The sequence below is a fragment of the Microbacterium sp. Yaish 1 genome, from assembly GCF_002245215.1.
GTDB lineage: Bacteria > Actinomycetota > Actinomycetes > Actinomycetales > Microbacteriaceae > Microbacterium.
On sequence record NZ_NPMR01000001.1, the window covers coordinates 1,492,665 to 1,510,211 of the forward strand.

The window sequence follows — 17,547 nt, forward strand, 5'->3', positions numbered from 1 at the left end:
CCCCGGCTCCCCCTACCTCCACCGTCGACTCGCCACGAAAGACGGATCTCGGACCCCCCGCATCCGCGCTCTCTGGCGACTCGACGGGGCGAGCGCCGAAGCCGCGTCGAGGACGGCATCGACGATCGCACCGGCCGTGCGGTCGGTCTGGCGGATCGACAGGGCATTCGAGTTCGGGCGGGTGAACGCACCGCCCTCCGGAAGCGACGTGAAAGCGCCGAGCGCGAAGACGGATGCCGTCGGCGCACCGTCCGCCGTCAGCACCCGGCCGTCCGCGTCGGTCAGTATCCGCAGCCCGGTGCCCTGCCGCCGGGCGAGCGCACGCAGCACGGGATTATCGCTGAGAGCGGCGCCGGCTCCGGGCAGCCACGCGTCGACGAGGCTGCGGGCGACCGTCTCGCCGGGGACGCGGCGGCTCGAGGCGACGAACCCGTGCCCCGGTTCGACGCGCACGTCGACGTCCGGTCCGAGGAACCGCACGACCCCAGCGTCGGCCAGGGCGAGGAGCTCGCGGAGGCGATGCGGGGGCGGCCCGCTGGCGACGTAGCTGAAGAAGGTGTGCCACCGCACCGGCAGCGACATCGTCCGCGAGTGCTCGTTCCATCGTTCCGCGGGGATCTCGGCAAGCGCGAGGAACGACAGCAGCGCAGCGAGGAAGACGCCCTGCGCGGCGCTGCGTTCCGGGGTCGTGCGCAGCTGCAGGTCGGTGGCGATGTGCGCGCGCACCCGTTGGTGCGCGTCCTCGCGGTCCTCGAAGGTCGCCTCGGCGAACGGCCGGTCGAGCGACGCGACGTCGAACCGGTCGAGGGGGTCGGGAACCGCCGCCGCGATCGCGTCGAGCAGGGCGGGGTCGTCCCACGCGTGGGACTGCAGCACCGCGCGGAACGTCGGCCAATCGCCCGCGACGCGATCGGGATGCCCGGTGAACAGCTCGCGGTAGTGCCCGTGCAGCAGCTCGCCTGCGATGAGCGGCCAGACATCCGCTTCGAAGTCGACCTCGCGGGGCCGCGCGAGCAGCGCATCGACGGCCGCAGGCGTCAGCACCTCGCGCTGGGGTGCATCGCCGCGCAGCATCGACGACACCTTGGAACGGTAGGGCACGCCGCGCCGCGATCCGAGGTGCAGGCGCGGCTCGCTTCCCGACGGCACGTACCGCATCCCGTCGCGGTCCTCGAGAAAGCGACCCCCGCGGCCCTGGGTCAGCAGCACGACGAGGTCGACCGCGGCCAGCCCCATGCCGCGCACGATCACGTCCTCTCCGGGAGCAAGGCCGGACAGGTCCGCATCGGCGGTGAAGGCGGGCGGCACATATTGCAGCCGCTCGCGGTGCGCTCGGGCGATGAGGCGGGCGGTCGCCGCATCCGGTTCGCGTCCGTTGTGACCGACCGCGTAGACGACCGCGTCGGCGTCGAGCTCGAGCCCGTTCGCCAGCGTGACCCGGTTCGCCTCGCTCACCTGCACCACCGCGTCGCGGCGCCATCGCACCGTGACGCCCGGGGGCGCCTCGGCGACCGTGCGGCGGAAGAACCACTCCAGGTAGTAGCTGTGCAGGCGCCGCGTGGGAAAGCTGTCGCCGCGCAGCCCGCGCGCCTCGGCCGCCACCACCTCGTCGTCGATCTCGATGCCCCGTCCGGCCGCGGCCAGCTCGCCGCTGCGCCAGAGTTCGGCCCATTCGATGAGCGAGGGCCCCGGACGGATCGGCCCATCGATCGCGCAGCTGTCGTCGGTGAAGACCGTGACGTCGCGCGCCATCGAGTTGAGCTTCAGCAGCGGCGACTGCGCTCGCCGCCAGATCCGGCCGCCGCCCGGCGGGTGCGGGTCGATCAGCTCGACGTGCAGGCGCGGAGCGCCGACCGCGCGTGCGTCGGCCGCGCCCGCGGTGACGCCGAACCGCGCGACGATCCGCTCGAGGAGCATGATCGCGCGCGGGCCGGCACCCACGAAGACGAGCCGGTGCACGCTCACGCCGGCACGGATGCCGGGACCGTGGGCACCGCGGCCGGCAGCCCGAGCAGATCCCGCAGCGTCGCACCCTCGTCGTACGAATCGCGGTACGACCCGCGCTCCTGCAGCAGCGGCACCACGCGCGTGGCGAACTCGTCGAGGCCGTGGGGGGTCAGGTGGCCGACGACCGTGAATCCGTCGGTCGCCCGCTCCTGCACGTAGCGGTCGATCTCGCCGGCGATGTGCTCGGGGGTGCCCACGAAGGTGTGCTTGGCGCTCAACCGGATGACGAGCTCCCGCACGCTCAGACCCTCGGCCTCCGACAGCTCCCGCAGCGACGCGATGCGCGCCTGCACGGCTCTGTGTCGGTTCGCCCAGCCGCGCGCGGTCTCCGAGCCGGTGTCGGGCTCGATGTCGGGCAGCGGTCCGTCGGGGTCGTAGCCGCTGAGGTCGCGGCCCCACACCTGCTCGAGGTAGGTCAGCGCCTGCTCGGGCCGCACCTGCTGCAGTGCGATCTCGCGCGATCGCTCGCGCGCCTCGGCATCCGTGTCGCCGATGACGAACGTCGCGGCGGGCAGGATCTTCAGCGAGTCCTCGTCGCGGCCCCAGGCGGCGAGGCGTCCCTTGACGTCGTCGTAGAACACCCGTGCGGCGTCGAAGTCCTGGTGCAGCGAGAAGATCACCTCGGCGTGCTCGGCGCCGAAGTCGCGCCCGTCGGCGGAGTCGCCGGCCTGCACGATGACGGGGCGCCCCTGCGGTGACCGGGGCACGTCGAAGAGGGCGTCGACATCGAACTGCGGGCCGGCGTGACGGATGCGGCGGGGCAGCGCCTCGCCCTCGTCCCACGAGTCCCACAGCTTCTTCGACAGCGCGGCGAACTCCTTCGCGCGCTCGTACCGGTCGGCGTGGTCGAGGAACCCGCCGCGGCGGAAGTTCGCGCCGTGGAAGGCGTCTGAGCTCGTCACGGCGTTCCATCCGGCCCGGCCGCCCGACAGGTGGTCGAGGGTCGCGAGCTGGCGGGCGAGCTCGTACGGCTCGTTGAACGTCGTGCTGAGCGTGCCGACGAGACCCACGTGATCGGTGACCGCGGTGAGCGCGGCGAGGATCGCGAGGGTGTTGGGTCGTCCGAGCACGTCGAGCTCGTGCACACGGCCCTTGTGCTCGCGCAGTCGCAGGCCCTCGGCGAGGAACACGTAGTCGAAGAAGCCGCGCTCGGCCGTGCGGGCGAAGTACTCGAAGGCCGCGAAGTCGATCTGGCTTCCCGAGGCGGGATCGGTCCAGACCGTCGTGCTGTTGACGCCGGGGAAGTGGGCGGCCAGGTGGATCTGGCGGGGCGAACGGCTCACAGGGCGACCTTCTCTCGTGCCGGGGCGGAATCGTGCGTCGGGGCGGCGTACCGGCTGGCGGGCCGCGGCAGGCCGAGTCGGCCCCGCAGGGTGGCCGCGTCGTCGTCGCGCAGCACGCGGGTTGCCCGCAGCAGCGGGGCGATGCGCTCCGCGATCGCGACGACATCGTCGGGCTGGCGTGCGGGACGCAGCCGCACGCCGTCGACGCCGGTCTCGGCGAGGGCGCGGAGGTGCTCGGCGACCTCGGTCGGCGTTCCCGCGACGATGCGCGCGTCGGAGCGGAACTCGGCCCCGGCCAGGTCGTCGAGCCACGCGAGGGCGTCGCGCGCGGCGGCCGATGTCTCCTCGACGAGGACGATCACGTCGGCGAACACGCGCAGTCGCTCGCGAGAGCGGCGCAGCTCGGCGGCGGCGCCGTCGAGCTCGGCGAGGATCCCCGTCGCGGCGCCCGCGTCATGCGGGGTGACGAAGACGACGTCGGCGTGCTCGGCCGCGAGGCGGAACGGCACCGTCTGGTGCGCGAGCACCGAGATGATCGGGCGGCCCTGGGGCGAGCGGGGCACGATCGAGGCGCCGGTGATCGAGAAGAACTCGCCCGCGAAGTCGATGTTGTGGATGCGGTCGGCGTCGACGAAGCGGCCGCTCGCGGCATCCCGGATGATGGCGTCGTCCTGCCACGAGTCCCACAGGCGCCCCAGCGCGTCGGCGACCTCGCCCGCCTCGCGGAACCCGGTCTCGACATCGATCTCGTCGCGTCGCCCGAAGTTCGCCCGCTCGGCGGCCGATCCGCCGACGACGAGGCGGACGCCCGCGCGGCCGCGGCTCGCGACGTCGAGCGTCTGGATGCCGGTGGCCACATGGAACGGCTCGGTGTGCGTCGTCGTGACCGTCGGGATGAGGCCGATCCGCTGGGTGAGCGGCGCGAGCGCCGAGGCCAGCAGCACCGCGTCGATGCGCCCGTGCAGGCGTCGCGGGTCAGGGGCGCCGGCGTCCTCGGAGCGGTCGGTCAGGGTGAGCGCGTCCTCGATGGTCGCGAGAGTGACGCCCGCTCCGTCGAGGAGACGCACCTGGTCGGCCCAGTGGCGCGGTGTCGTGAGCGACCGCGGCGTGAGGTCGGACTCCCGCCACGCGGCGGGGTGCCAGCCGGCTCGCTCGAGAGCGACGGCGAGATGGATGCGGTGAGACATGAGCCCACTGTCGACCTCACCCCGAGCAGTGCCAAGGCCGCCCGTCATCCGGCGACACCTGTCGTAACAGGGGTTCGCGGCGCGAGCTCAGGTCACGAGGTGCGCGGCCGGTAGCGCGTGGCCACGGCGCCCGAACGGAAGGCGGTGCGGTCGACCGCTTCGAGTCCGATCTGCTGATGCAGGCCCGCGAGCAGCGTCGGTCCCCGCCCCGCGACGACGGGCTGCACGAGGAACTCGAACTCGTCGATCAGCCCCAGGTTCGCCAGGGCCGTCGGCAGCGCCACGCCGCCCACCCAGAGCCCGGCACCCGGCTCGGCCTTCAGCGCCCGAACGGCCGTCTCCAGGTCACCCGAGAGGAGCTCGGCGTTCCAGTCGGGATCCGCGAGGGTCGATGACACGACGAACTTCCGCGCGCCGTCGATGGCCTCGGCGAACCGGATCTCAGCCGCATCCATCCATTCGGGCCACTCACCCGAATCCGGGCGCCGCCAGGCCGCCGCCATCATCTCGTACGTCACCCGGCCGAGCAGCAGCGCGTCGACCCCGGCCATCTGCGCCGTCCAGAAGTCCATCGACTCCTCGTCGGGCGGCAGTCCCGCCTCGTGGTGGCAGCAGCCGTCGAGCGTCACGTTGATCGAGTATCGGAGAGGTCTCATGCCGCATCCTGTCCGCGGCGGTTGGCGCCGCGACGCCAGTCTGGACCCGTTGGCGGGCGCGCGCCACGGTTGCCGACCGGTAGCGTCGGGCGGATGGATCTCCAGCGCGCCGCCGACCTCGCCATCGCCCTCGCCGGAGAGGCCGGTGACCTCGCCGTCGCCGAGCGGGCGACCGCCCGCATCGAAGCGAAGGGGGCTGGTGCCGACCTCGTCACCCATGTCGACCGCGAAGCCGAGCGGCGGATCGTCGCGGCCCTGCGCGACACGTACCCGGAGCATGCGATCCTCGGAGAGGAAGCGGGCGAGCAGGGCGCGGAGGAGAGCGAATGGCGCTGGCTGATCGACCCGCTCGACGGCACGCACAACTACGTGCTGGGGCTCGACGTGTACGGCGTCTGCATCACGCTCTGCCAGCGCGAGCGCCCGGTGGTGGCGGTCGTCCACGACTCGCCTCGGCGCCGCACGTTCTGGGCCGTCGAGGGCCGCGGGGCGTTCGTCGCCGACGCTTCCGCGGAAGCCGGAGCCAGGCCATCGCGCCTCGTCATCGACGGGGAGAGCGAGCTCTCTCGAGCGACCGTCGCTTTCACCCAGGGCTACGAGGTCGGCCACGACGACCCGCGCCGCAACGAGCTGTTCGACCGCCTCGAGCGCCGCACGAAGCGGGTGCTGCGCAGCTGGGCGCCCTCGTCCGACTGGGCGCTGCTCGTGACCGGCGGACTCGGCGCCCTCGTGGCCTACCGCAACGAGATCTGGGACCTCGTCGGCGGCGCGCTCATCGCGACGGAAGCGGGCGCGGCATCCTGGACCTCCGCCGACGGCGACCTCGTCGTGGTCGGCCGGCCGGATGTCGTCACGGCGCTGCGCGAGCTCGTCACTCGCTGACCGGCACGACGATCGGCAGCTCGCGCACGGGCACGAGCACGATGTCCTGCACCTTCCAGTCGAGCTCGACGCAGCCCTCGCGCGCCGCCTCCAGCTCGTCCAGGCTCGGCATCCGTCCCCTCCTCGGCACGACGAACGACTCGACGTGGAACACGTGGCCCTCGTCACGCACCCGGCTGCCCGCCGCCGACACCCACGGCAGACCCGCGAGGTACGCGTCGATCTCCCCCGCGAGCGGATGCGGCTCGGCGTCGTCGAACGTCGTGGCGCGCGCGTCCATGAGATCGACGATCGCGGCCCGCAGGTTCTTCAGCCCGTCGCGCAGGATTCCCGACGCGATGAAGAGCGCCGCCGCCGCATCGAGCCACCACAGGCCGAGCCCGATGCCGGTGACGCCGACGATCGACCCGACGGCGGTCATCCAGTCGGCCTTGTTCATGTCGGCGTCCGCGTAGAGCACCTTGTTGTGCAGCTCGCGCGCCAGCTTCAGTTTCGCGCGCCCGAGGAGGACGGGCGGCACGGCGGTCATCGCCATCACGCCGATCATGAGCCACCCGAGCCAGATCGACGCGCCGAACAGCTCGACCGTCCCGATCGTCGGGTGCTCGCCGCTCAACAATCCGATCCCCGACTCGATGATCAGGTAGGTGCCCATCGTGGTCAGGGCCACGGCCGCGACCAGGTGGCCGACCCCGACCGAGCGGTGATAGCCGTAGGGATGCTTGAGCGTCGGCCGACGCCGGTTCACGCGGATCGCGATGAGGAACGCCAGCGGCGGGATGAACGACAGCAGATCCTCGATCCACGCCGCCTTCATCGCCTGCGAGTTGCCGAGCACGAGGAAGACGAGGGTCACCGTCACCGCGAGGAACCCGATCGTGATCCACTCGAGCCGCACCGCACGGCGCAGCACCTCGACCTGGCGTTCGGGCAGCTCGGTCTGCCCGAACCGCACCTCCGACCGGTTCACAGCTCGCCCGCCTTCGCCCGCTCCGAGAGGAATGTCTCGAGGCGCGACAGGAACGCGTTCTCACCGAGCGGCACGAGCATGACGACCTTGAGCGTGCTGCCGTCCTTCGCCGTCGCCTCGGCGTAGGGGCGGGTGACCCCCGCCTTGTCGGTCCACGGCGTCTGGTCGGTGATGCCGCCCGCGATGAGGTCGAGCCCGCCGTTCTCGAGCTCGCGCACCAGTGCCTCCTCCGACCCGACGGTCCATTCCACGTCGGCGTCGAGCGACTCGGCGAAGGCCCGGATCGCGTCCGGCTCGCTGCCCCGTGGCTCGTCGCCGTCGACCTGCACCCATTCGCCGTCGGGCGAGACGCCGGCCCGGAGCGTTCCGCCCTCGACCGAGGCGAGCGTGCCCGACGGGTCGGTCGGGATCGACAGCCCGCACCCCGTGAGCGCCACCGATGACGACAGCATCAACAGGACCGCGCCGACCGCTGCGGCGAGTCGATGGTGCATGAGACCCTCCTCCGTGCGTGTCCGTTTCGCGTGGGATTCGCGCCCCCACCTTGGCGCGCGTGCCGCGATCTCCGTAAGGGGGTTGCGTCCGTGTCGATAGGATGGGGTGCAATCCCTCCTCGACAGAAAGGGAGATCCGCATGCCGGGAATCGTCATCGTCGGCGTCCAGTGGGGCGACGAGGGCAAGGGCAAGGCCACCGACCTGTTGGGCGACCGCACCGACTGGGTCGTCAAGTTCAACGGCGGCAACAACGCCGGGCACACCGTCGTCATCGGTGACGAGAAGTACGCCCTGCACCTGCTGCCGAGCGGCATCCTCTCGCCGGGCGTCAACGCCGTCATCGGCAACGGTGTCGTCGTCGACCTCGAGGTGCTGTTCGCCGAGCTCGAGGCGCTGTCGGCGCGCGGGCTCGACATCTCGCGCCTCAAGGTGAGCGCCAACGCCCACCTGATCACGCAGTACCACCGCACGCTCGACAAGGTGACCGAGCGCTTCCTCGGCAAGCGTCAGATCGGCACCACGGGCCGGGGCATCGGACCGGCCTACGCCGACAAGATCAACCGCGTCGGCATCCGGGTCCAGGACCTCTTCGACGAGAACATCCTGCGGCAGAAGGTCGAGGGAGCCCTCGACCAGAAGAATCACCTGCTGGTCAAGGTCTTCAACCGCCGTGCGATCACCGCCGACGAGATCGTCGAAGACCTGCTCTCGTACGCCGATCGCCTGCGCCCCATGGTCTGCGACACGGGCCTGCTGCTCAGCGACGCGCTCGACAACGGCGACGTGGTCGTCTTCGAGGGCGGCCAGGCCACGATGCTCGACGTCGACCACGGCACGTACCCCTTCGTCACCTCGTCGTCGGCCACCGCGGGCGGCGCCGCGACCGGATCGGGGGTCGGCCCCAATCGCCTCGACCGCATCGTCGGAATCGTCAAGGCGTACACGACCCGCGTCGGCTCGGGTCCGTTCCCGACTGAGCTGTTCGACGAGAACGGCGACTTCCTCCGCTCGCGCGGCTTCGAGTTCGGCACGACGACCGGCCGTCCGCGCCGCGTCGGCTGGTACGACGCCCCGATCACCCGGTACGCCACGCGGATCAACGGCATCACCGACCTCGTGCTCACCAAGCTCGACATCCTCACGGGGCTCGACCGCATCCCGGTCTGCGTCGCGTACGACGTCGACGGCGAGCGGTTCGACGAGGTTCCGGTCAACCAGTCCGACTTCCACCACGCCAAGCCGATCCTCGAGTACTTCCCCGGCTGGAAGGAGGACATCTCGACGGCACGCACGTTCGACGACCTCCCCACCGCGGCTCAGGAGTACGTGCTGGCGCTCGAGAAGATGAGCGGCACGCGCATCTCGGTGATCGGTGTCGGGCCCGCCCGCGACGCCGTCATCGTCCGGCACGACCTCGTCGACTGACGTGCGGCTGCTGCTCGGCGGCTACACCGCCGACATGGGCGGCGAAGCCGCCGGCCTGGGACTGCTGCACGCCGGTGATCCCGATGGTGCCACCGCGGACGGCCAGCTCTCGCTGCGGCGCGAGGTCGTCGCCGCATCGTCGCCGTCGTGGATTGCCCGCCATCCGCGCCTGGACGTCGTCTACGCCGCGCTGGAGTTCCGCGGCGAGGTGCAGGCCTACCGGCGCACCGGCCCCGACTCGTGGACGCCGCTCGGACGCCCGGTGGCGGCCGGCGAGGCGGTATGCCACGTCGCCGTCGCGCCCGACGGAGCATCGCTCATCGCGAGCTGCTGGAGCGATGGCCGGGTCGTCCGCATGAGCATCGACGCCGCCGGCATCCCGTCCGCGCCCGTCATCGCGCCCGCCGCCGTCGACCCGTACGGGCCCGACGCGCCGGCCGAGCCCACGGCGGACGACATCGACCTCGCCGCCGCCGCCCGGGCGCTCCGAGAGGCTGCGGGGCCCGAGTTCGCCCACCTCGTGCCCGGTTCGGAGGAGACGGCGCCGCGGCATCCCGCGTCTGACCAGGATGCCGAGGCTGCGCGTCCGTCGCGATCGCACCAGGCGCGGTACCTGCCGGGCGGCCTGATCGTGACGACCGACATGGGCCTCGACCTCGTGCGGTTCTGGCGCGACGGCCCGCGCGGGCTCCGGCTCGTCGAGCAGGTCGCCCTGCCGCTCGGCAGCGGACCGCGCCACACGCTCTGGCATCCGAGCGGTCACCTGTACGTGCTCACGGAGCTCTCCCGCGAGGTGTTCGTGCTCGCCGCCGACCGCGAAGGACGATGGCGCATGCTGTCGGCGACCGGTCTCGTCGGGGCTCTCGACGACGACACCGCCGCGGAGATCGCCATGACGCCGGACGGCGAGACGATCTACGCCGGCGTCCGCGGCAGCAACACCCTCGGTGTGCTGCGCGTGCGCGGCGCCGGCGACCGGCTCGAGCAGCTCGCGCTCGTCGACGCGGGTGTCCACTGGCCGCGCCACCACGTCGTCGTGCGCGACACGGTGCTGGTCGCCGGGCAGCTCTCGAGCGAGGTCGTCTCGATGACGCGCGACCCCCGCACCGGCGTTCCCGGTCGGGTACGCCACCGCGTGACGGCGCCGAGCCCGACCTGCATCCTGCCGATGGCCTGATCGGGTGCCCCCACCGCGGGGCTCAGTGCGGCAGCTTCTTCGCGTCCTGACGCGGGATCACGATCTGGTTGATGATCAGCAGGATCGACGCCGTGACGGGGATCGCGACGAGGGCGCCGAGCAGGCCGAGCAGCGTGCCGCCGACCAGCGCGCCGATGACGACGAGTGAGCCGGGCACCGAGACGGTGCGGTTCATGACGCGCGGCGTCAGGACGTATGCCTCGACCTGCATGTAGAGGAGGTACACGGCCGCGAAGATGATCGCCTGCACCGGAGCGGTCGGATTCGTCAGCAGGGTGATGACGGAGGCGCCCACCCAGAAGATCACCGTTCCGACGAGGGGGATCAGGGTGATCGCGAACGCGAGCACAGCCATGAGGGCGGCGAACGGGACGCCGAGGATGGTGAGCACGATGAAGGCGAAGGTCGCGTTCATGAGCGCGAGCACGACCATGCCCGACAGGTACCCACCGATCGACTCGGTGATCTGGCGGGTCATGTCGGCGACCGTGGCCCGCGACCGGGCCGGCGAGATGCGCACGAGAGCGTTCTTCATGCGTGGTAGCGACGCGAGGAAGTACAGGCTCAGCACGAGCACGATGATCGAGCCCGAGATGGCTGTCACGACGTTGACGCCGACCTGCAGCAGGCCGCCGCCGATCGCGGCGATGTTCGACGGATTGGTGACGAAGTTCTGCACCTCGTTGATCACGTCGCTCAGGCTGTCGCCGAAGGTGTCTTCGGCCCATCGGACGGTGTCGCTCTTCAGCACGTCGTTGACGATGTTCGGCACGTCCTTCGCGAACTGCTCGACCTGGCGCACGACCGGGGGCAGGACCACCCACAGGATGCCGGCGATGATGAGCGCGAGGGCGGCGAAGGTGATGACGATGCCCCACGCTCGCGGGATGCCGCGGCGCACGAGGAGCCGCACGACCGGGTCGAGCGCGAGGGCGACGAACAGGGCGATCGCGACGTAGATGAGGACCGTCGACAGGCTCGAGATCGCCAGGCCGAGCACGATCGCCGCGAGGGCGCCGAGGGTCAGGAAGAAGCCCGCGGCGAACGGCCGGGAGAGTGCACCCCAGATGGGCTGGTCGCGTGTCGCCGGCTCGGACACGGGGACGGTGGGGTCCACGGGCGCGGTGCCGGTCGAGCGAGGCTTCGTCATGGTCACACTCTAGAGGCGGGGTCCGCGCTTCGTGAGGGGAGGGGCGGAGGCTGCCGAGCAGATAGGGTCGGCGGGGGAGGAGCCACCATGACCGACGCCACGACCGAACTCCATCGCCTGCGCGCGAGCATCGACAACATCGACGCCGCCCTCGTCTTCATGCTGGCCGAACGGTTCCGCTGCACGAAGCAGGTCGGCGAGCTCAAGGCGACGCACGGCATGCCGGCCTCCGATCCGGGTCGGGAGGAGCGGCAGATCGCCCGGCTGCGGCGTCTCGCCGAGGAGGCGGACCTCGATCCCGAGTTCGCTCAGAAGTGGTTCGGTTTCGTCGTCGCCGAGGTGATCCGCCACCACCGCATCGCGGCTGAGGACATCGCGGACTGAGTCTCAGTCGCCGGGCGCGGCGAGCCGCCGGATCGACTGCTCGATCGCGGCGCGCTGATCCGCGTCGAGGTCGAGAAACCCCGTTGCCCGGCTCACCCACAGTCCCAGTGCCGCCGCCACGGCGGTCAGCTGCGCGGGTGTGGCGTCGTCGGGCTGTAGCCAGTGCGCCCGGATGCTCTGCCATTCGTCGTGCATCCGCCGCCCGCCGAGGGTCTCGACCGCGAGGCGCAGTTCGGCGGGTGTGGCGTCTCCCTCGAGCATGCCGGCCACGAACGCGGCGAACCGGTGCGGGGCATCGTCGGGTTCGTCGGCCAGATGGGATGCCGCCGCCTCGGCCCATCCGTCGATCAGCCGGCCCGCGACGGCCTCGAGGATCAGCTGCCGGGTCGCGAAGTGATAGACGATGCCGCTCTTGGTGAGACCGGTCCGCGCCGCCAGGTCGTCGTAGGTGACCGATTCCGCGCCGGAGCCCGCGAACAGCTCGACGGCCGCGTCGAGGATGAGCTCGCGGTTACTCGGTCGCACGGGGGACTCCGCTCGCCGCGGCGTCACCGGCCCGCCACATCGCGAGCGGACCGGCCCCGTCGGGCCAGGGCAGCCGCGTGAGCGGAACGAAGCCGTGCCGGCGGTACAGCGCGGTCGTGCGGTCGTTCGACGACTCGAGGTAGGCGGGAGAGCCCTGGGTGTCGATCAGCTCGAGCCGAGCTGCCAGCAGGGTTCCCCCGATGCCGCCGCCGACCGCGTCGGGCGTGACGCCGACCGCCTTGAGGTACCAGTGCGGGACGGCGGGCCGGTGCGCGTCGATCGTGTCCGACACGCGGAGGGCGCGCGCCAGGCCACCGATGCCGATCGCTCGGGCGTACTCCGGCACGGCGGCCGTGCGCATGCCGGTGTCTCCCGGAGGCGACCACACGGCGACCCCGATGAGCCTCCCGGTATCGGGATCGCGCACGCCGTCCACCGTGCCGCTCTGCAATGGACCGCCCAGCAGGATGGCTCGGAACAGGCGGTGGCGCGCCCGCTCGTCGTCGGCGCGCTCCTGCAGCAGTGCCCGCGTCGGGGCATCGTTCGCGAATGCGCGGGTCAGCAGCTCTGCCGCGACGTCGATCTCTCCGCGGGTGACCGGGGTGACGGTGCGGGGCGTCGTTCGAGTCATGCCGTAACTGTACGTGTACTGCACATAGAGTTGCCTGTGAGTCATCCGCCACTGCGGGCCCGTGCGCGCGCGTTTATCGGAATGGCCGGTCAGCGGTCAAATCCCCGGTTCGATTTGCGACCTGCCGTCGAACGTGAAACCTTGGATGAGGCCCGCCGCGGGCCACTACCCGACCAGTCCGCGGTCGCTGGTGGCAATCCCTGAGGTGCCAGACCGGCGAGCGTATGGTCGGCGGCCTGTGCTCGTGGATCCGACATCTGCAGCCGAGACGCCGTCGCGAGACGCGCGCCAGGAGGTCGCCACCCGGGCGTAACCGATGCAGCCTGCACCGGCTGCCGAGGTGACCTGTGACCAGTCCGTCTTCTTCGGGGGAAACGACCTCCCCCGCTCTGGAAGCCAAGAATCTGTACAAGGTCTTCGGGCGCAACCCGAAGTCCGTCGTCGAGAAGCTGCGGGCCGGAGCCCAGCGCAACGAGATCGCCGACGCCGGGACCGCCGCCGTCATCGACGCGTCCTTCACCGTTCAGCCCGGCGAGATCTTCGTCATCATGGGCCTCTCCGGCTCGGGGAAGTCGACTCTCATCCGCATGCTCAACGGGCTGCACGACGCCACCGCGGGAACGATCACGGTGAAGGGCGACTCGATCACCGACGTCGCGCCCGCTCGCCTGCGCAGCATCCGTCGTGAGCGCATCGCGATGGTCTTCCAGCACTTCGCGCTGCTTCCCCACCGGACCGTCGCCGCGAACGTCGCCTACCCGCTCGAGCTGCGGGGTGTCGGCAAAGCCGAGCGTCTGGCCAAGGCGGAGGAGATCCTCGCCCTCGTCGGGCTCGAAGGGTGGGGCGACAAGCTGCCCTCGGCGCTCTCCGGCGGCATGCAGCAGCGCGTCGGCATCGCGCGCGCCCTCGCCGCCGACAGCGACATCCTGCTCATGGACGAGGCCTTCAGCGCACTCGACCCGCTCATCCGCCGCGAGATGCAGGAGCAGCTGCTTGAACTGCAGCAGAAGCTGCAGAAGACGATCATCTTCATCACGCACGACCTCAACGAGGCCATGTTCCTCGGTGACCGCATCGCCGTCATGCGCGACGGCCGCATCGTGCAGATCGGCACGCCCGAGGACATCCTCACCGACCCGGCGAACGACTACGTCGAGCAGTTCGTGCAGGACGTCGACCGCGCCCGCGTCCTCACCGCCGCGAACGTGATGGAGCGGCCGCGCCCCGTCGTCGCCGAATCCGCCGGTCCGCGCGTGGCCCTCAAGCAGATGCGGGATGCCTTCATGTCGGCGGCCTACGTCGTCGGGCGTGACCGCAAGCTGCTCGGCGTGGTCACCGACCGCGACGCCGTCAAGCTCGTCCGTCGCGGCGAGTCGGCGCTGTCGTCGGTCATCAAGCCCGCGCCGCAGACCGTGAGCCAGGACGAGGTGCTCATGAACCTCTTCGTCCCGGCCGTCGAGTCGCCGCTGCCGCTCGCCGTGACCGACGCGGAGGGGCGCCTCGTCGGCGTCATCCCCCGCATCACCCTGCTCGCCGCCCTCGGCCCCGGCCCCGGCGCGACGGAGGAGATCACGATTCCGCTGCAGCCGATGCCGCAGGCCGCGATCGACGAGGTGCTCGCGGAGGCGACCGCCGTCGACGGCGCCGCCCTCCAGAACGGGGAGGTGCGCTGATGGACGGGTTCCGCATTCCGCTCGGCCAGTGGGCCGAGGTCGCGGTGGACTGGATCCGCGACAACCTCTCGTGGCTGCTCGGCGCCGTCTCGACCGCCGTCGGCTGGCTCGTCGGCTCGCTCGCCGACCTGCTGCTGAGCGCACCGATCGTCGTCGTCATCGTCATCGCGGCGCTGCTGGGCTGGTTCCTGCGCTCGTGGAAGTTCGCGATCGGCACCGCGATCTCGTTCGCGATCATCCTCGGCGTCGGCCAGTGGGTCACCGCGATGCAGACCCTCGCGCTCGTCGTCATCGCGACGATCATCGCCGTCGTCATCGCCGTTCCGCTCGGCATCCTCGCTGCGCGCAGCGACCGCTTCAGCGCGGCCATCAAGCCCGTGCTCGACCTCATGCAGGCGATGCCCGGGTTCGTGTACCTCATCCCTGCGATCGTCTTCTTCAGCATCGGCTTCGTCCCGGGCCTGGTCGCGACCGTGATCTTCGCGCTGCCGCCGGGCGTGCGCCTGACCGAGCTCGGCATCCGCAGCGTCGACTCCGAGACCGTCGAGGCCGGGCACGCGTTCGGCGCGACGCCCGGGCAGATCCTGCGCGGCGTCCAGCTGCCCCTCGCGATGCCGACGATCATGACCGGCGTCAACCAGGTGATCATGCTCGCGCTCTCGATGGCCGTCATCGCCGGTATCGCCGGTGCCCCCGGGCTCGGCAAGGAGATCGTCCAGGCGATGTCGACCGTCAACATCGGCACGGGTGTCGAGGCGGGCCTCAGCGTCGTCATCCTCGCGATCTACCTCGACCGCCTGACCTCGGCCCTGGGCGACATGAAGGGCCAGAAGGGCTCGATCCTGGGCCTGATCGGGCGTCGTCGCACCGCGGCTGCCGCCGCGACCGCCGCGGAGAAGCGCGAGCTCGCCCCGGCCGCCTGAGCCGCGGCATCCCGAACGTATCCTCCCTGCACCACCCATACGGAACGAATGAATCCATACGGAAGGCACACGATGAACAAGCGACACCTCACCGGGATCGTGGCGCTCGGCGCCGCGGCATCCCTCGCCCTCGCCGGCTGCGCGAGCGGTAACCAGGCCGAAGGCGGCTCTGGCGAGAGCGGCGACAGCAAGGGCACCATCACGCTGGGCTACCTGCCCTCCTGGACCGACGGCCTCAGCACGGCGTACCTGCTCGAGAACCAGCTCGAGCAGCTCGGCTACACCGTCGAGATGCAGGAGCTCACCGAGGCGGGCCCGCTGTACGCCGGTCTCGCGCAGGGCGACGTCGACATCTACCCGTCGGCCTGGCCCGAGCTCACCCACGCGTCGTACATGGAGCGCTACGGCGACCAGATCGACGACCTCGGCGCGTACTACGACAACGCCAAGCTCACGATCGCGGTGCCCGAGTACGTCGACATCACCTCGATCGAGGACCTCGCCGCGAGCGCCGACCGCTTCGGCGGACAGATCTACGGCATCGAGCCGGGCGCCGGGCTGACCAAGCAGACGCAGGAGTCGATGATCCCCGAGTACGGCCTCGACGGCACGTACGAGCTCGTCACCTCGTCCACCGCGGCGATGCTGACCGAGCTCGACACCGCGATCGCCGCGCAGCGCGACATCGTCGTGACCTCGTGGCGTCCGTTCTGGGCCAACGAGCGCTACGGCCTCAAGGACCTCGAGGACCCGCGCGGCGCGATGGGCGACACCGAGGCGCTGCACTTCCTCGCGACGTCCGGCTTCGCCGACGAGCACCCCGAGGCCGCCGAGCTGATCGGGAAGATCAAGCTGGACGACGAGCAGTACGCCGCGCTCGAGGACATGGTCGTCAACCAGTACGGCAAGGGCAAGGAAGCCGAGGCGATCACCGCCTGGCTCGAGGAGTACGGCAGCCAGGTCGACGGCCTGCAGACCAGCTGACCTCCTCGTCTGAGTGACGACGAAACCCCCGGGGGCTCCTCCCGGGGGTTTCGTCACTCCGGCCGATCACCGCGCGACGGGCGGTCGCGCCGCATCCTGTTCCACATCTCGGTCGAGCGGGTGATGGCGCGCTGCGCGTTGTCGAGGAGGTCTTGCGCGACCTCGGCCCAATCGGGCGAACGGTCGTCGGGCTCGGGAAGCTCGCGAGGCGTGCCCTGCCGCGCAGCGCGCTCCGCGGCGTCGAAGGCGTGGGTCGCGCGCCGGACGGCTTCGCGATAGGCGCTGTAGTCGGCCGGGGCCATACGAACATCGCGCGAGGCCGGTCGCAGCCACGACGCCTGCTGGTGCTCGCGCAGGAAGAGGTCCATCGGCGGCCAGCGGGCATCGAGCATCATGGGGAACCCGATGGCCTTCGCGGCATCGGTCTCGTAGTCCATCCACCGCGCCAGGAGTGCGTCGTGCTCGGCCATCAGCCGGGCCAGCGGCATCCGGTCGACCTCCTTGCGCGACGCGGGCATCATCGCGCGAGCCGCCTGCACGCCCGCGCGCCGCGCCTTCAGTTCGGCGACGGCGGCCCGCGCCTGGCGCTCGGCGATCTGCAGGCGGCGACGGGCCTCCGGCACTGCACCGGCCGTCGCCCGCGGCGTCGCCTTCTCGGCCTGGGCGCGCATCAGCTCGGCGCGCGCGACCTTCAGCTGCGCACGGGCGTGCGTGACGCCCTGCTGGGCGCGCCGGAGGTCGAGCTGGGCCGCATCGAGCTCGAGGCGACGCTGCGACGGCCGTCCGCGGCGCAGGCCGGCCCAGCCGAGGGCGCCCGCGCTGGCTCCCGCCGGCGCGATCCACCACCACTCGGCCGCGAGCGCGAGGATCGGATCCACCTCTTCAGCCTACGCACCTCGGCGCGTCCAGTCTTCGTGCCGACTGGGGATACACCTGTCGGATCGGTGGTGCTGGTGCGCGGTCGAACCGGCTGTGAGGCCACACCAGCCCCACGAGTCCTGCAGCTGTATCAGCCGAAGAGCAGCGCGAACACGGTCGAGCCGCCGCCCACGACGATGAGCGAGACGATCGCGACCCACGCGGTCACGCGCATGCGACGCGAGCGCCCGCGGGCGAAGCCGGCATACTCGTCGTCGTCGCCCTGGGGCGTCAGGTCACGGCCGCTCATGACGC

At 71.3% G+C, this 17,547-nt stretch carries 18 protein-coding genes; 7 read left to right on the plus strand and 11 right to left on the minus strand.

Going from position 1 to position 17,547, the window contains the following annotated elements:
• Positions 1-12 precede the first annotated feature (12 nt).
• The 4 genes from CI089_RS07140 to CI089_RS07155 form a co-directional block, all read right to left on the minus strand.
• Positions 13-1,965, minus strand: a complete 1,953-nt coding sequence (locus CI089_RS07140; RefSeq protein ID WP_218823024.1) for an FAD/NAD(P)-binding protein — start codon at positions 1,963-1,965, stop codon at positions 13-15.
• Positions 1,962-3,290 carry an NtaA/DmoA family FMN-dependent monooxygenase gene (locus tag CI089_RS07145; RefSeq protein ID WP_094260837.1) on the minus strand — a complete coding sequence of 443 codons (1,329 nt, stop codon included), beginning with the start codon at positions 3,288-3,290 and terminating at the stop codon, positions 1,962-1,964. The genes CI089_RS07140 and CI089_RS07145 overlap by 4 nt, the downstream gene beginning before the upstream one ends.
• Complete coding sequence (locus tag CI089_RS07150; RefSeq protein ID WP_094260838.1) at positions 3,287-4,477, minus strand: LLM class flavin-dependent oxidoreductase; 1,191 nt, start codon at positions 4,475-4,477, stop codon at positions 3,287-3,289. The genes CI089_RS07145 and CI089_RS07150 overlap by 4 nt, the downstream gene beginning before the upstream one ends.
• 92 nt (positions 4,478-4,569) lie before the next feature.
• Positions 4,570-5,133 (minus strand): dihydrofolate reductase family protein, encoded by a 564-nt coding sequence (locus tag CI089_RS07155; RefSeq protein ID WP_094260839.1) that lies wholly within the window; start codon positions 5,131-5,133, stop codon positions 4,570-4,572.
• 93 nt (positions 5,134-5,226) lie between these two features.
• On the opposite strand from CI089_RS07155, the gene CI089_RS07160 reads away from it, so the two are divergent.
• Complete coding sequence (locus CI089_RS07160) at positions 5,227-6,015, plus strand: inositol monophosphatase family protein (RefSeq protein WP_094260840.1); 789 nt, start codon at positions 5,227-5,229, stop codon at positions 6,013-6,015.
• Here the strand turns inward: CI089_RS07160 and CI089_RS07165 are convergent.
• Positions 6,005-6,985, minus strand: a complete 981-nt coding sequence (locus tag CI089_RS07165; protein ID WP_094260841.1) for a cation diffusion facilitator family transporter — start codon at positions 6,983-6,985, stop codon at positions 6,005-6,007. The genes CI089_RS07160 and CI089_RS07165 overlap by 11 nt on opposite strands.
• Positions 6,982-7,479 carry a transporter substrate-binding domain-containing protein gene (locus tag CI089_RS07170; protein WP_179223263.1) on the minus strand — a complete coding sequence of 166 codons (498 nt, stop codon included), beginning with the start codon at positions 7,477-7,479 and terminating at the stop codon, positions 6,982-6,984. The genes CI089_RS07165 and CI089_RS07170 overlap by 4 nt, the downstream gene beginning before the upstream one ends.
• 140 nt (positions 7,480-7,619) lie before the next feature.
• Between CI089_RS07170 and CI089_RS07175 the strand changes: the two genes are divergently transcribed.
• Entirely contained in the window at positions 7,620-8,906 is a 1,287-nt protein-coding gene (locus CI089_RS07175) for an adenylosuccinate synthase (protein WP_094260842.1), read from the plus strand.
• Between the two features lies 1 nt (position 8,907).
• A complete protein-coding gene (locus tag CI089_RS07180; RefSeq protein WP_094261294.1) occupies positions 8,908-10,083 on the plus strand; it encodes a lactonase family protein in 1,176 nt (391 codons plus the stop codon).
• Positions 10,084-10,105: 22 nt separating this feature from the next.
• Here CI089_RS07180 and CI089_RS07185 read toward each other — a convergent pair whose 3' ends face one another.
• The gene (locus CI089_RS07185) at positions 10,106-11,254 is read right to left on the minus strand and encodes an AI-2E family transporter (protein ID WP_094260843.1); all 1,149 of its coding nucleotides are present in this window, start codon (positions 11,252-11,254) and stop codon (positions 10,106-10,108) included.
• A gap of 87 nt (positions 11,255-11,341) precedes the next feature.
• On the opposite strand from CI089_RS07185, the gene CI089_RS07190 reads away from it, so the two are divergent.
• A complete protein-coding gene (locus CI089_RS07190; protein WP_023953263.1) occupies positions 11,342-11,638 on the plus strand; it encodes a chorismate mutase in 297 nt (98 codons plus the stop codon).
• A 3-nt stretch (positions 11,639-11,641) separates the two neighbouring features.
• On the opposite strand, the gene CI089_RS07195 is transcribed toward CI089_RS07190, so the two are convergent.
• Complete coding sequence (locus CI089_RS07195) at positions 11,642-12,163, minus strand: TetR/AcrR family transcriptional regulator (RefSeq protein WP_179223264.1); 522 nt, start codon at positions 12,161-12,163, stop codon at positions 11,642-11,644.
• The gene (locus tag CI089_RS07200) at positions 12,150-12,794 is read right to left on the minus strand and encodes a GNAT family N-acetyltransferase (protein WP_179223265.1); all 645 of its coding nucleotides are present in this window, start codon (positions 12,792-12,794) and stop codon (positions 12,150-12,152) included. The genes CI089_RS07195 and CI089_RS07200 overlap by 14 nt, the downstream gene beginning before the upstream one ends.
• 347 nt (positions 12,795-13,141) lie before the next feature.
• On the opposite strand from CI089_RS07200, the gene CI089_RS07205 reads away from it, so the two are divergent.
• The 3 genes from CI089_RS07205 to CI089_RS07215 all read left to right on the plus strand — a co-directional run bounded on the left by CI089_RS07205 (position 13,142) and on the right by CI089_RS07215 (position 16,374).
• The gene (locus tag CI089_RS07205) at positions 13,142-14,467 is read left to right on the plus strand and encodes a quaternary amine ABC transporter ATP-binding protein (RefSeq protein ID WP_094260846.1); all 1,326 of its coding nucleotides are present in this window, start codon (positions 13,142-13,144) and stop codon (positions 14,465-14,467) included.
• Positions 14,467-15,390, plus strand: coding sequence for an ABC transporter permease (locus CI089_RS07210; RefSeq protein ID WP_094260847.1), 924 nt, complete (start codon positions 14,467-14,469; stop codon positions 15,388-15,390). Before CI089_RS07205 ends, CI089_RS07210 begins: the two co-directional genes overlap by 1 nt.
• Positions 15,391-15,462: 72 nt before the next feature.
• On the plus strand, positions 15,463-16,374 hold the full coding sequence (locus CI089_RS07215; RefSeq protein WP_094260848.1) for a glycine betaine ABC transporter substrate-binding protein: 912 nt from the start codon (positions 15,463-15,465) through the stop codon (positions 16,372-16,374).
• Positions 16,375-16,427: 53 nt separating this feature from the next.
• Here CI089_RS07215 and CI089_RS07220 read toward each other — a convergent pair whose 3' ends face one another.
• Both CI089_RS07220 and CI089_RS16425 read right to left on the minus strand, forming a co-directional pair.
• Entirely contained in the window at positions 16,428-17,252 is an 825-nt protein-coding gene (locus CI089_RS07220; protein ID WP_094260849.1) for a hypothetical protein, read from the minus strand.
• Positions 17,253-17,383: 131 nt separating this feature from the next.
• Positions 17,384-17,542 carry a hypothetical protein gene (locus CI089_RS16425; RefSeq protein WP_179223175.1) on the minus strand — a complete coding sequence of 53 codons (159 nt, stop codon included), beginning with the start codon at positions 17,540-17,542 and terminating at the stop codon, positions 17,384-17,386.
• Positions 17,543-17,547 lie beyond the last annotated feature (5 nt).

Coding starts and splice junctions, on each gene's coding strand:
- CI089_RS07160 (WP_094260840.1), top strand. CDS start 5,227: ATGGATCTCCAGCGCGCCGCCGACCTCGCCATCGCCCTCGCCGGAGAG.
- CI089_RS07170 (WP_179223263.1), bottom strand. CDS start 7,479: ATGCACCATCGACTCGCCGCAGCGGTCGGCGCGGTCCTGTTGATGCTG.
- CI089_RS07185 (WP_094260843.1), bottom strand. CDS start 11,254: ATGACGAAGCCTCGCTCGACCGGCACCGCGCCCGTGGACCCCACCGTC.
- CI089_RS07215 (WP_094260848.1), top strand. CDS start 15,463: ATGAACAAGCGACACCTCACCGGGATCGTGGCGCTCGGCGCCGCGGCA.
- CI089_RS07155 (WP_094260839.1), bottom strand. CDS start 5,133: ATGAGACCTCTCCGATACTCGATCAACGTGACGCTCGACGGCTGCTGC.
- CI089_RS07150 (WP_094260838.1), bottom strand. CDS start 4,477: ATGTCTCACCGCATCCATCTCGCCGTCGCTCTCGAGCGAGCCGGCTGG.
- CI089_RS07210 (WP_094260847.1), top strand. CDS start 14,467: ATGGACGGGTTCCGCATTCCGCTCGGCCAGTGGGCCGAGGTCGCGGTG.
- CI089_RS07175 (WP_094260842.1), top strand. CDS start 7,620: ATGCCGGGAATCGTCATCGTCGGCGTCCAGTGGGGCGACGAGGGCAAG.
- CI089_RS07200 (WP_179223265.1), bottom strand. CDS start 12,794: ATGACTCGAACGACGCCCCGCACCGTCACCCCGGTCACCCGCGGAGAG.
- CI089_RS07190 (WP_023953263.1), top strand. CDS start 11,342: ATGACCGACGCCACGACCGAACTCCATCGCCTGCGCGCGAGCATCGAC.
- CI089_RS16425 (WP_179223175.1), bottom strand. CDS start 17,542: ATGAGCGGCCGTGACCTGACGCCCCAGGGCGACGACGACGAGTATGCC.